Genomic DNA, 13,511 nt, shown 5'->3' on the forward strand with positions numbered 1-13,511 from the left:
CGGCCCGATTTTTATTTACAGGGCGTCGTTCAAGACGACCTCTGCGGTCGCCTTACTTGTCTTTTTTGCTGTCATCGACTTCTTCAAAGTCGGCGTCAACAACACCGTCATCGGCCTGTGCAGATGCGCCGGCAGTTTCACCTTCGCCACCTTCTTCAGCCTGCTGTGCCTGATACATGGCTTCGCCAAGTTTCATTGCAGCCTGCTGAAGTTCGTTGACCTTCGCGGTGATCGCTTCCGGATCTTCGCCGTCCTTGGCTTCTTTAAGCACCGACAGAGCATCTTCGATCATTGATTTCGCACCGGCATCAACCTTGTCACCGTGTTCGGCAAGGTTTTTCTCGGTCGAATGGATAACGGCTTCTGCCTGGTTACGGGCTTCGACAAGCGCTTTACGCTTTTTATCGGATTCCGCGTTGGCTTCGGCGTCCTTGACCATTTTTTCGATTTCGTCATCGCCAAGACCACCAGATGCCTGAATGCGGATCTGCTGTTCCTTGTTGGTCGCCTTGTCTTTGGCAGACACGTTGACGATACCGTTGGCATCAATGTCGAAAGTCACCTCGATCTGCGGAACACCGCGCGGTGCCGGCGGGATACCGACCAGATCGAACTGGCCAAGCATCTTGTTGTCGGCAGCCATTTCGCGTTCACCCTGGAAGACACGGATGGTAACAGCCGTCTGGTTGTCTTCCGCGGTCGAGAAAGTCTGCGACTTGCGGGTCGGGATCGTGGTGTTGCGGTCGATCAGTCGGGTGAATACGCCACCAAGGGTTTCAATACCCAGCGACAGCGGAGTCACGTCAAGCAGAAGAACGTCTTTGACATCACCCTGCAGGACACCGCCCTGAATGGCGGCACCAAGTGCAACCACTTCATCCGGGTTCACACCCTTGTGCGGATCACGGCCAAAGAATTCCTTCACGCGTTCCTGAACCTTCGGCATACGCGTCATGCCGCCAACCAGGATCACGTCGTCGATTTCACCTGCGGTGATACCGGCGTCTTTCAAGGCCGCTTTGCACGGGGTCATCGTGCGTTCGATCAGGTCACCAACAAGGCTTTCAAGCTTCGCACGCGACAGCTTGATATTCAGGTGTTTCGGGCCTGATGCGTCAGCGGTGATAAACGGCAGGTTCACTTCGGTCTGCATCGACGAGGAAAGCTCGATCTTGGCTTTCTCTGCGGCTTCTTTCAAACGCTGCAGGGCCAGACGGTCCTTACGCAGGTCGATCTGCTGTTCTTTTTTGAACTCGTCCGCAAGGTAATCGATGATGTTTTTATCGAAGTCTTCACCGCCAAGGAAGGTATCCCCATTGGTCGATTTAACTTCGAAGACACCATCACCGATTTCAAGAACCGACACGTCAAAGGTACCACCACCAAGGTCATACACGACCACGGTGCCGCCGTCTTTTTTGTCCAGACCATAAGCCAGTGCAGCAGCAGTTGGCTCGTTGATGATACGCTTTACTTCAAGACCGGCAATTTTACCGGCATCCTTGGTTGCCTGACGCTGACTGTCGTTGAAGTATGCCGGAACGGTAATAACGGCTTCGGTTACCGGTTCACCCAGATGGGCTTCTGCGGTTTCCTTCATTTTCTGAAGCACCATGGCTGCGATCTGGCTCGGTGCCATTTTCTCGCCATTGACTTCAACCCATGCATCACCATTGTCACCCGCGACAATTTTGTACGGGACAAGGTCTTTGTCTTTTTCGACTTCCGGGTCGCCATAACGACGGCCAATCAGACGTTTAATCGCAAACAGGGTGTTTTCGGGGTTGGTCACTGCCTGACGTTTCGCAGGCTGACCGACAAGGCGCTCACCATCATTGGTGAAAGCAACCATCGACGGTGTGGTACGGGCACCTTCGCTGTTCTCAATCACGCGGCCTTCTTTGCCGTCCATGACTGCGACGCAGGAGTTGGTAGTGCCAAGGTCGATACCGATAATCTTGCCCATAGTAAGTTCCTCTTTTAGCGGCCGGTCCGTCCCGCAGCCTTCACGATCTAAGCGCTGCGCAGGACCTCCTGGGACCAATGGTTGTAATAGTCTCAAAATTCGTGGGGTAATTACCCCGCGCACCTATATATGAAAGTCATCAAAAACTCGCAAGCGGTGAAAACGGGGAATCTCGGGTGAAATTTACTCTGAAACGTGTATTTCGGTCGCCTGAACCGGTTCCAGAGCCGCTTTCACAACCGAAATTGCATCTTTTCAGGCTATTTCCTCGGACAAGGATGATGAAATTCGGTGGAAGCATATCGGGGTTGCCGGGACTGCAAAGCCAGTCAAAGAACCTCGATAATCCGCAGAAAACTGCGTCTTTTATCAATCACACGGATTGAGGATCAGGGCTGCATCGTGCCTGACGCAGCCAGCGATCAAGCTTTCCGGCAAGATCAGTTTTTTCCTCAACCCCCAGAAATTCCGCAATCTCGAAACGCTTTCCATGTGATCGTAAATAAAGTTCGCATTGGTCATCTTCACCCCGTTCAAGCACGACCTGAAGCCAGTAGGGTTGAAAATCAAATTCCTGCCGCGTGCCCCGCGCAGAAATTCTGGTGACCCGCAAATTGCCCCGACGGAGTTCGATCCGCTCCTCTGCCCGGGCTGCGCGAAAACTGAAATGAAAGGCCAACGCCAGCAAAATCACATCAACGCCCAGAAATCCGATTACCGGCCAGGCGCCAACAGCCCAGAAAATCAAACCGATTGATGTTGTGACACATGCCAGTATCACGACAATATTGCGCGCTGCTCGCCTGCTTAACGAACGTGGCGGGCGCAGATCGATACGAAATATTGGTTTTTCGGCTCTTGGTACGGCTGGCATCGTAATCGACCGGTTTGCAGCGTTTCCAGTCCGTCAATTCTGGAACGCTTCCAGATCAGCCGCAATCAAAATTCGACCTTTGCAAAGCGACAGTTTATAAATTCCGATCTCAAGAGATCAGGCCGGTGGTAAAGGAGCCCGACCTCCGAAAATCCCGAAAATGACCGCAAATGCGGTATCAACACAGAGATAAATACCTATGTCCCGCCCGATGAGCAAAGCCGCCATAGAAGAATTTTTCCAGCGTCTTTCGGATGCCGACCCGGAACCGAAGGGGGAGCTGGATTACACCAATCCCTATACCCTTCTGGTCGCTGTCGCCCTGTCGGCGCAGGCAACTGATGTTGGTGTCAACAAGGCCACCAAAAAGCTGTTCCAGATTGTCGAAACCCCGCAGGACATGCTTGACCTTGGCGAAGAGGCCCTGATCGAGCACATAAAAACCATTGGCCTTTATCGCGGCAAGGCCAAAAATGTGATGGCGGCGGCACGCATGCTTGTTGAAAAGCATGGCGGAATCGTACCCAATGATCAGGATGCTCTTGAAGAACTGCCAGGTGTCGGTCGAAAAACCGCTAATGTTGTCCGCAACATTGCGTGGGGCGAACATACCATGGCCGTCGACACCCATATCTTCCGGCTCGGCAACCGGACGGGTATGGCAAATGGCAAAAACGTGCTTGCTGTCGAAAAAGGCCTTTTGAAAAAGGTCCCGTCACGCTTCATGAACCATGCCCATCACTGGCTGATCCTGCATGGCCGTTATATCTGCAAGGCGCGCAAGCCACGCTGTGCGGACTGCATCGTCAATGATCTGTGCAATTATAAAGACAAAACGCCCGCCGAAGCATAACCGGCGGGCGTTCGCATCAATTAAAGCCTTTGCTATCCTGTCGGCTCAGAAGACCTGATCAAATGCCGCGGGTGCCGGTGCGACAACTTTGGCACCGTCAGGCTGAATTTGCATGACGGCATAACCGCGTTCCGAACGCCCCTGTGCTGTCAGACGGAAAATGCCATCCACCCCGACAAAGCCGTTGGGGTTGGTAACGGCATCGCGGGTCATGTCACCGGAATCGCGCGATAATACCGCGGCCAAGGCGGCGCTGTCATAGGCAAGGCTTGAAATGCGCGGCGGTTGTTCACCAAATGTCCGCTCGAAACGGTCCGAGAACAGTTTCCAGTTTTCAGGATCCGGTGCAGCAAAGATACCGCCTTTAAGTGCTGGCTCCGAAAAAAGCCCCGGATCGTTCCAACCGAATGTTCCGATGAACTGCACCTCGGAACTATCTATATCGAAATATGCCAGAAGGGCTGACACCTGCCGCAACTCACCGCCGGTCGCGGGAAGGATCAACGCATCGAAGTCAAGTTCACCTAGTGTGTCGACACCTTCGAGCCGCTTCAATGCACGCTGGGACGCTGCCGAACCATCTGCCTGCAATTCGCGCTTACGTGCCCGCAAGTTTGCACGGCGTGCATCGTAATTGGCAAAATCGCGGATCGTCTGTTCCAGACTCTCGGAACCCGGTGCATAGAACGCGACCCGGCCAAGGCTGCCCCCGACCCGCGAAACAATCCCCTGAAGGGCACCTGCGATCTGTCTGCCATAATCGTTTTGCGGCAACAAAGCCGCAAAACGATATTTGCCTTGCGTGGTAGCATACCCGGAGGCACGTGCGATCTGGTCTTCGGGGACAAATCCGTTAACCCATACACCGCTTTCGGCAACCCGCTGATTGTTTGAAAACGCAATCACGGGAACACCAGCAGCTTTGGCGATTTCACTGGCACCACTAACCGATTCGGCAAAAAGCGGCCCAAGGATCATTTTCGCACCGGCATTGATCGCCTGATGGGCTGCGGCCTGTCCGCCCTGATACGTTCCTGCCGTATCAATCGGCATGAGAACGAAATCGTCACCTGCAATGTCAAACATCGCCAGTTCTGCTGCATGGCGCATGGCGCGCCCCAGTTCCTCGTTGGGACCCGATAATGGCAGCAAAAGCGCGACACGCTTTTCATTCAATGCCGCCTCATCGTTATAAAGTGTCAGTATTTCCTGACCTTCTCCCTCAGGCAGCGCAGTATCGCCCGGCCAAGGGTTTGCGTCCGTCAGAAGCCCCTCATCAGGGGGCCTGGTCGGGTCGTTTACAGGGTTATTTGCCGTTTCTACAGGCGCCCCATCCCGTTGCATACCCAACAGGTCCGTGATACTCGTGGTGCCACTGCATGCCGCAAGCACCAGCGAAAGGACCACCACAGATGCCGTCCGGCGCGCGACCCGGCACCATGCCGAATTCCCGTCCAGATTCTGCAACGGATGACGTTTCGGAAAACCCACTCTCACCTCCCGATAGCTCGTTTCGCACGCAGGGTAATGCGCGCGACGGATCAAGTAAACCGGATGAACGACTCTTGCCACTTTCATCAGGTCTTTATCTTGTCGCTACTCCAATCGGTAATTTGGGCGATATTACGTTTCGTGCGATCGATATCCTTAAACGTGCCGATATTATCCTGTGCGAAGACACCAGAACGTCTGGCAAATTATTGTCGCGATATGGCGTAAAAACCAAGCGGATCGCCTATCACGAACATAATGCAGCCAAAATGCGCCCCGAAATCATGGACCGCCTTGGCAAGGGACAGGCGCTTGCACTGATTTCCGATGCAGGAACGCCGCTGATCAATGATCCCGGCTATAAACTGGTACGTGATTGCAAGACCGAGGGCTTTAACGTCACGGCAGCCCCTGGGGCTTCATCACCGATTGTCGCGCTTGTTTTATCCGGCCTGCCCAGTGACCACTTCTTTTACGCTGGCTTTCTGCCGCCCAAAACATCAGCCCGCAAAAAGGAACTGACACGCTTTTCCGATATACCCGGGAGCCTGATCTTTCTTGAAAGTCCCAAACGGCTGGCTGGCAGTCTTGCCGATATGGCCGAAATGCTGGGTGATGCGCGCGAAGCTGCTGTCGCCCGTGAACTGACCAAGATGTTCGAGGAAGTCCGGACAGAAACACTTGGCAATCTGGCTGCTCATTACGCTGCCGAGGGCGCACCCAAGGGTGAGATCGTTGTGATCGTCGGCCCGCAGAGCGAGCGAGATGCCGAACCCGATGCTGACGACATTGATGCGCGTCTGGTCGAACTGTTGAAAACCTTGCGAACAAAAGAAGCTGCCGACCAAGTTGCCAAAGAGACCGGCTTGAAAAAGCGTGACCTTTATAATCGTGCGCTTGAGCTTTCCAAACCATCCGGAGCATAGCGATGAAATCCGGTCGGACTGCCCGCAACGCAGGAATATATGAACGACGCAAGGCCGAAAGAGCCGGAAGACGCGCAGAATGGGTATGTACCTTGTGGCTCAGACTATGCGGTTACCGCATTCTTGCAACCCGGTTTCGCTGCCCGGTCGGGGAGATCGATATCATCGCCCAAAAGGGCAATCTGATCGCCGCTGTCGAGGTTAAAAATCGCCGCAACATTGACGATGCACTGAATGCATTGCGTCCCAAGCAGCAACAGCACATCGCCCGTGCACTTTCAACTTTCGCCACACGAATCGGCCATCATGGCGATTTGCGTTTTGACATCATTGCAATCAGCAACGGGTGGCGTCTCAAGCACCTCAAAAATGCGTGGATGTTGTAAGGGGGGGGGTGAAATGGCATATCGGTCGTCAGGGATGCATTTTTGCACCCTTGATAATTTTATCCACCACCCGTTTTTCCGCCCGCAGAGCAATTCCCACAACCTTTGCATCATCTGGCGAAAACTGGCCAAAAACTTCCCGATTGGCGGCGTCGTGCCCGGTGGAAAACATTTCCTCTACATAAAGTGATGTGGTCACGCCGCGTTCCAGTGCACGACGATGAACCTTTGCGATTGTATCCTGATCCGCTGTTAAAACGATGGCTGGCTGTCGCGATAAAGGATTATAAATATTCTTGTCGCGATCAATATAGGGTTCCCCGATAATATCGGGGTGCTGGGCAACGATGCCGCTCATCAAAAAGGCCGTGACATTCAGCAATTGCCAATTTTTCAGATCGTTGCGAAGAACAATGGCGACTTTGGTATCAAACATTTGTGCATCCGTTGATTTTGAGGTTCCGAAGGTTTTCGGGAAAAATCGTTATGCAAAATGCTGTAAACCAAACCGTATCTGACGGTCTTGAACGTTTGTGCAAACCACGCGAACGCTTCATTTCTGCAGCCCCGCTTCCGGGAATTGAACGAATGGAAGCCCTCTTCTTTGGCAACATGTTTGCGCCACACCGGCACGATACCTATGCATTGGGGATAACCATGCAGGGCGTTCAAACTTTCAATTATCGTGGTTCTTTCCGTGCCAGCCAGCCAGGCAACGTGATTGTCCTGCATCCCGACGAACTTCATGACGGGGGCGCAGGAACCGATGACGGCTTGCGTTACCGGATGCTTTATCTTGAACCATCATTGCTCCGTCAGGGACTTGGCGCCGAGACGGCTTCGCTGCCTTTTGTTTCAGATCCGGTGATTGCCGACCCGGAACTGGCTTCTACTCTGGCCTCAGTGCTGGCTCATCTTGATGAAGATGTCGATCCGCTGCTGATAGATCAATTTGTCTCTGACATTGCCTCCGGTCTCGCGCGTCATGCCAAAGGGCCCGTCAAGCCTTTGGGCCTTCTGGCACTGGGCCGTATGGAACGGGCCAGACAGTATCTTGAAGATAATTTTGATCGGGCTGTGCAATCAGATGAGCTTGAAAAGGTCACCGGGCTTGATCGATATCGTCTGATCCGCCAATTCCGCGTCTGTTTCGCGACAACGCCGTATCGTTATCTGATGATGCGTCGCCTGCAAAAAGCACGCTCGCTGATTACCCTTCGCCACCCACTGGTAGATATCGCAGGTGAAACGGGATTTGCCGATCAAAGCCACCTTAACCGGCATTTCAAACGTGCCTTCGGTGTCACGCCCGGTCGCTGGGCAGAACTCACATGCGAAAAAAGTCATTAATCGGCCAAACCCCGCTTTGAATTTAAAACTCCTTAACCGGCTACCCTCATATTGGCAGTTGAGACGACGGGGGAAGCGGGGCGAGAAACCGATTAATGACATCACTGTCACGCATATTGCGACGGTCAAAAGACCGTGTTGTTAAAGTCAGACATTATATCGCGCAAGCTGGACCGGCTCTGGTGATCCTTGCCATTTTGCCGCTTGCCGGATGCACATCACTTGCGATTGGTGCCGGCGCAACCGCCGGTGTGGCGGCCATGCAGGAACGAGGGTTTGGCGGAGCAGTCAGTGATACCGCCATTACTGCCGAAATCTGGCAAAAGTTTCTCGCAGAAGATGAAAACCTGTTTCGCCGGATCGAAATTGAAGTGGTCGAAGGTGAGGTGTTGCTGGCAGGTACAGTTGATAACACCGAGAGCGAACTGAAAGCTGTCGAACTGGCGTGGCAAGCCAACGGTGTAAACCGGGTCATCAATGAGATCACCGTTGGGCAAGGCAGCAGCCTTATGGACAATGCCAGCGATCTTCTGATTACCACCCACATCAAAACCGCCCTGATGTTTGACACTGACGTCTATGCGATTAACTACAGTATCGAAACCATCAATGGTACTGTCCATATTATGGGCATTGCGCAAAGCGAACATGAACGGAACCTTGTCATCGCCCATGCGCGCGGTACCAGTTATGTCAGGCGCGTCGTCAGCCATGTGCGGCTGAAAGACGACCCGCAACGCCAGAGGACCTGAGCATTATTATCGATCGGGAGAAGGACATTACTGCGAATGATCGCCAATGGCTTACCGATTACGGTAACGGCCAGTATCCCGATGCAACCCCCGCCGAAGCTGCTCTGCGCTTTGCAAGGCTGAATGATCCTAGCCGGGACATCGCGACCTATCTCGATTTGCTTGATGCCATTTCTGATGATGTCCGGAACCGAATTGCCGTTCTGTCGGAACGATCCGATACCCGCGATCTTCATCATCCGTCAGTTGAAGTCATCGTGCAGGCATTGCAGGACATAATTCCCGGAAACCATCAGTTTCAGGGCGATGCAGAAAACTATGACGATATCGCCAATGCAGATCTGATGTCGGTCATTGATCGCAAACGAGGCTTACCGGTAGCCCTTGCCCTGCTTTACATACACGCAGCAAAGCATTGCCAGATCGAGATTACCGGTATTGATTTTCCCGGTCACTTTCTGCTTCGTCTGCAATCTGGCGGCGCACGAAAAATGATCGATCCATTCCACGGTGGCATTACGCTGGGATCGGCAGAACTGCGCGAATTGCTAAAAGCATTTCAGGGACTGGATGCCGAATTACAGCCCGGCCATTACCGCGAAGCCTCCGACATCGCAATATTGTTACGGCTTCAAAACAACATAAAAGTTCGGGCGCTTCGACAGGGCGAATTGGCTCTGGCGGCACGTGTTATCGACAGCAGCTTATTGATCGCACCCGACCATGACGGGCTTTGGCATCAGCTCGGCGCGCTTTATGCCCGGCTGCATGAAGATGAAAAAGCACTCCATGCCTTCACGCGGTTCGTTGAACTGTGCAAGGACCCGATGCATCGGGCGCGCATCAGTGCCGTTATAGAAGAATTGCGCGATCGCCTGGGCCATGGAACTTCAAACCGCAAAAAAGATACCCGGGACACAACGAATTCGGATGCTTTGGTGCAGCTGTATCCGGTTCGTCCACAAAATGCGGGTCACAAATACCCGTCAGACACCCCCGACCCCAATCAACCATAAGGCCCGGTTTCACTTTCGAGATCATGTGAGGCTTACACCGCCTCAAACATGCACAATCACAATATATGATTAGATATAAAATCTTATATTGTTGTAATAGTATCGTGTAGATACTCCTATATGAATACATAATGGTCTGTTTGAAGTGTGACTGAGCTTGGAACCGCAAATATTATGAAATTAAGATTATTAAAACAATCCTGAATATTGATTTTTACCCTAACTTTGCCTCTATTCACCTTCTCACCTGAGCGTTTCATCAAAGAGAGGCGATCGCGTATCCGGACAGCCCCAAAGCCCGGTTTTCTGCGCGTTACGGAATCGGATTTCCAATTCCGGCGAATTGTTTTTCCGAAACAGGAAACATATTCCAATTGGCAAAGATCAAAATTCTGTCTCATGACAGCGCGAAAAACTACGAACGCAGTTTTTCGCGTCCTTAATACAGGATTAAAAGACCGGACACGAAACGGTCGCGATGCTTGCACCGGAATTTTCATTCTCTATACTCCCGCCAAACCATTTGGCCGGACATGGTATTGATCGCATGGCACTTTGATAGCGCCTGCACCTTACCCGACTGCCCTCTATTCGAAAAAAGCGCAGGAAATTCAAGTTCATGAGTGACACCAAATTCGACGTCGTCGGGATCGGCAATGCTATTGTCGACGTCCTTGCCCATTGCAAGGAAGAAGATCTTGGCCGTTTGAACCTCGTAAAGAACGCCATGACCCTGATCGATGCCGAAACTGCCGACAGCCTTTACGCCCAGATGGGTCCGGGCCTTGAAATGTCAGGCGGATCTGCGGGCAACACCATGGCAGGTATTGCCGCTCTTGGCGGCAAGGGTGCCTATATTGGCAAAGTGCGGAACGACCAGCTTGGCGAGGTTTTCAGCCACGATATCCGCGCCATGGGGGTCTCCTTTAACTCGACCCCGGCCACGTCCGGCTCACCGACGGCACGCTGCCTGATCTTTGTTACCCCGGACGGGCATCGCACCATGAACACCTTCCTTGGCGCATGCACGGAGCTTGGCCCAGATGATATCGATGCCGAACTGATCGCATCGGCCAAGATTACCTATATGGAAGGTTATCTTTGGGATCGTCCGGAAGCCAAGGAAGCCTTTATCAAGGCGGCCAAGATTGCCCATGAAGCTGGCCGTCAGGTTTCAATCAGCCTGTCTGATTCCTTCTGCGTTGATCGCCATCGCGACTCATTCCGGGACCTGGTTCACAATCATATCGACGTACTGTTTGCCAACGAGGACGAGATCAAATCGCTTTATGAAGTCGATACTTTTGAAGAAGCTCTTGCCGAAGTTCGCAGCCATTGCAAGGTCGCAGCCCTGACCCGTAGCGAAAAGGGCTCCGTCATCGTCTCGGGTGACGACGTCATCGAAGTCGATGCCGAACCGGTTGCCCATGTCGTCGATACCACTGGCGCAGGTGACCTTTTTGCATCGGGCTTCCTTTATGGCTACACCCGTGGTGATGATCTCGCGACCTGTGGTCGCCTTGGTTCGATCTGCGCTGCCGAGGTAATTTCACACATGGGCGCACGTCCGGATGCCGACCTTAAGGAACTGGTCGCGAAGACTCTTTGATCATTGATCAGCGTGACGCAATAAAATTCACGGGACGGCAACATTTGTTTGCCGTCCCGTTTTTTCCGCACCAATTGCCTGTATTCTGCGGTTTTGCAATGCACACAAAGATTGACTTTCTCCAGTTAATGGCGCAAGAACCCGGCATTGCATAAAAATCAACCCCGCATGTCATGCACGAGGCTGGTCTTTCGCCTCGACATTGGCTATGACAGGGCGGCTTTCGAGCCAGGCTGCAATTTGTCTTTTGGGCCAGTAAACATTCAGCATGTGCTACACGACGCAAATTGCGCGGGTTTGACCTTGCCGACCGAACGACATCGGTCTTAGGCGGCTGAATATCTACTGGCCTTGAAACTTTTACTGACCGATGCGCAAGGGACGTATCCCGGCGCGCGGCATTTTTATTCTGGAGTCCGCGCCAATGAACTTGCGCAATATCGCCATTATCGCACACGTCGACCATGGCAAAACCACCCTCGTCGACGCGATGTTCCGTCAGTCCGGTGTTTATCGTGACAACCAGCGCGTTGATGAACGCGCGATGGACAGTAACGATCTGGAACGCGAACGCGGCATCACTATCATGGCAAAGCCGACCGCAATTCAGTGGGGCGACACGCGTATCAATATCGTCGATACGCCGGGCCACGCCGATTTCGGTGGTGAAGTCGAACGTATCCTGTCGATGGTTGATGGTGTTGTTCTGCTGGTTGACTCGGCCGAAGGTCCGATGCCGCAGACCAAATTCGTTCTTGGCAAGGCCCTTAAACTCGGTCTGAAGCCAATCGTGATCATCAACAAGATCGACCGTCCGGACCAGCGCGCCGAAGAAGTTCTCGACGAGATTTTCGATCTGTTCGTTTCGCTTGAAGCCAACGACGAGCAGCTCGACTTCCCGGTTCTGTATGCATCCGGTCGTGATGGCTGGGCTGCCGAAGCACCGGAAGGCCCGAAAGAAAACCTGACACCGCTGATGAACCTGGTGCTGAACTATGTTCCGGCACCGAAGGCAGAAGTCGACGCACCGTTCGCAATGATTGCCACCATGCTGCATGCCGACAACTTCCTTGGCCGTATTCTGACCGGTCGTGTTGCGCAGGGTCGTGCGAAACTGAACATGCCGGTCAAGGTTCTGCGTGGTGATGGCACCGTCGAAACCGGTCGTCTTTCGAAATTGATGGGCTTCCGCGGTCTTGACCGTGTCCCGCAGGAAGAAGCTGTTGCCGGCGACATCATCGCGATTGCCGGTCTGACGGATGCAACCGTTGCTGACACCATCTGCTCGCCAGAAGTCACAAGCGCGATCGCAAGCCAGCCGATTGATCCGCCGACCCTTGCGATGACCTTCTCGGTCAACAACTCGCCGCTTGCCGGTCAGGAAGGTGACAAGGTTACCTCGCGCATGATCCGTGCGCGTCTGGAACGTGAAGTCGAAGGCAACATCGCCATTCAACTTTCCGAAACCGCCGACAAGGATGCCTTTGAGGTTGCCGGTCGTGGTGAACTTCAGCTTGGCGTTCTGATCGAAACCATGCGTCGCGAAGGCTATGAACTGTCGATCTCGCGTCCGCGCGTTTTGATCAAGGAGATCGACGGCGTCCTGTCCGAGCCGTTCGAAGAAGTCCAGGTCGACGTGGACGAAGAATTTGCCGGTGCCGTCGTTGAAAAGATGAGCCTGCGCAAAGCCGAAATGACCGACATGCGCTCAAGCGGTGGCGGCAAGACCCGTATCATGTTCCTTGCACCGTCGCGTGGTCTGATCGGTTATCATGGCGAATTCCTGACCGATACCCGCGGTACCGGGGTGATGAACCGTGTGTTCCATTCCTACGGACCGGTCAAAGGCTCGATCGCTGGTCGTCGTAATGGCGTTCTGATTTCGAACGATCAGGGCGATGCAGTTGCCTATGCCCTTTGGGGTCTGGAAGATCGCGGTTCGATGTTCATCAATCCGGGCGAACGTGTCTATGAAGGCATGATCATCGGCGAACACAACCGTAACAACGACCTTGAAGTCAACATTCTCAAGGGCAAAAAACTGACTAACGTCCGCGCATCGGGCAAGGATGATGCCATCACCTTGACCCCACCGCGTCGTATGTCGCTCGAAGAAGCGCTGGCTTATATCCAGAACGACGAACTGGTCGAAGTTACCCCACAAAGCATCCGTATTCGCAAGCTGCACCTCGATCCGAACGTGCGCAAACGTGAAAGCCGCAAATCGGAATCTGAAACCGTTTAATCCGGTTTGTATACAGATTGAAAAGGCCGACCCAAACGGGTCG

Annotated in this window: 12 protein-coding genes; 8 read left to right on the forward strand and 4 right to left on the reverse strand. The window is 53.3% G+C overall.

What is annotated here, in order from left to right; all coding sequences use genetic code 11:
* Positions 1 to 52 precede the first annotated feature (52 nt).
* Entirely contained in the window at positions 53 to 1,966 is a 1,914-nt protein-coding gene (gene dnaK, locus TH5_RS18965) for a molecular chaperone DnaK (protein WP_114123169.1), read from the reverse strand.
* Positions 1,967 to 2,339: 373 nt separating this feature from the next.
* Positions 2,340 to 2,840 (reverse strand): DUF2244 domain-containing protein, encoded by a 501-nt coding sequence (locus TH5_RS18970; RefSeq protein ID WP_167443598.1) that lies wholly within the window; start codon positions 2,838 to 2,840, stop codon positions 2,340 to 2,342.
* Between the two features lie 211 nt (positions 2,841 to 3,051).
* Between TH5_RS18970 and nth the strand changes: the two genes are divergently transcribed.
* A complete protein-coding gene (gene nth, locus TH5_RS18975; protein ID WP_114123170.1) occupies positions 3,052 to 3,693 on the forward strand; it encodes an endonuclease III in 642 nt (213 codons plus the stop codon).
* 45 nt (positions 3,694 to 3,738) lie between these two features.
* Here the strand turns inward: nth and TH5_RS18980 are convergent, their stop codons facing one another.
* Positions 3,739 to 5,184: a penicillin-binding protein activator gene (locus TH5_RS18980; RefSeq protein WP_114123171.1), complete on the reverse strand. Its 1,446-nt coding sequence runs from the start codon at positions 5,182 to 5,184 to the stop codon at positions 3,739 to 3,741.
* 74 nt (positions 5,185 to 5,258) lie between these two features.
* Here TH5_RS18980 and rsmI point away from each other — a divergent pair, with 74 nt between their 5' ends.
* Together rsmI and TH5_RS18990 are read left to right on the forward strand one after the other, a co-directional pair.
* Positions 5,259 to 6,110, forward strand: coding sequence for a 16S rRNA (cytidine(1402)-2'-O)-methyltransferase (rsmI, locus tag TH5_RS18985; RefSeq protein WP_114123172.1), 852 nt, complete (start codon positions 5,259 to 5,261; stop codon positions 6,108 to 6,110).
* A gap of 2 nt (positions 6,111 to 6,112) precedes the next feature.
* Entirely contained in the window at positions 6,113 to 6,496 is a 384-nt protein-coding gene (locus TH5_RS18990; protein WP_114123173.1) for a YraN family protein, read from the forward strand.
* 28 nt (positions 6,497 to 6,524) lie between these two features.
* Here the strand turns inward: TH5_RS18990 and TH5_RS18995 are convergent, their stop codons facing one another.
* Entirely contained in the window at positions 6,525 to 6,932 is a 408-nt protein-coding gene (locus TH5_RS18995) for a DUF2000 family protein (RefSeq protein WP_114123174.1), read from the reverse strand.
* A 50-nt stretch (positions 6,933 to 6,982) separates the two neighbouring features.
* Between TH5_RS18995 and TH5_RS19000 the strand changes: the two genes are divergently transcribed.
* From TH5_RS19000 to typA, 5 genes are all read left to right on the forward strand, one after another.
* Positions 6,983 to 7,846 carry an AraC family transcriptional regulator gene (locus TH5_RS19000; protein WP_114123175.1) on the forward strand — a complete coding sequence of 288 codons (864 nt, stop codon included), beginning with the start codon at positions 6,983 to 6,985 and terminating at the stop codon, positions 7,844 to 7,846.
* Positions 7,847 to 7,941: 95 nt separating this feature from the next.
* Positions 7,942 to 8,598 (forward strand): BON domain-containing protein, encoded by a 657-nt coding sequence (locus tag TH5_RS19005; protein WP_114123176.1) that lies wholly within the window; start codon positions 7,942 to 7,944, stop codon positions 8,596 to 8,598.
* A gap of 158 nt (positions 8,599 to 8,756) precedes the next feature.
* Positions 8,757 to 9,614 (forward strand): SirB1 family protein, encoded by an 858-nt coding sequence (locus tag TH5_RS19010; RefSeq protein ID WP_244204977.1) that lies wholly within the window; start codon positions 8,757 to 8,759, stop codon positions 9,612 to 9,614.
* Between the two features lie 619 nt (positions 9,615 to 10,233).
* Complete coding sequence (locus TH5_RS19015) at positions 10,234 to 11,223, forward strand: adenosine kinase (protein ID WP_114123178.1); 990 nt, start codon at positions 10,234 to 10,236, stop codon at positions 11,221 to 11,223.
* A 424-nt stretch (positions 11,224 to 11,647) separates the two neighbouring features.
* Entirely contained in the window at positions 11,648 to 13,468 is a 1,821-nt protein-coding gene (gene typA / locus TH5_RS19020; protein ID WP_114123184.1) for a translational GTPase TypA, read from the forward strand.
* The last annotated feature ends 43 nt before the right edge of the window (positions 13,469 to 13,511 follow it).

It is taken from the genome of Thalassospira xianhensis MCCC 1A02616, from assembly GCF_003326475.1.
Lineage (GTDB): Bacteria > Pseudomonadota > Alphaproteobacteria > Rhodospirillales > Thalassospiraceae > Thalassospira > Thalassospira xianhensis.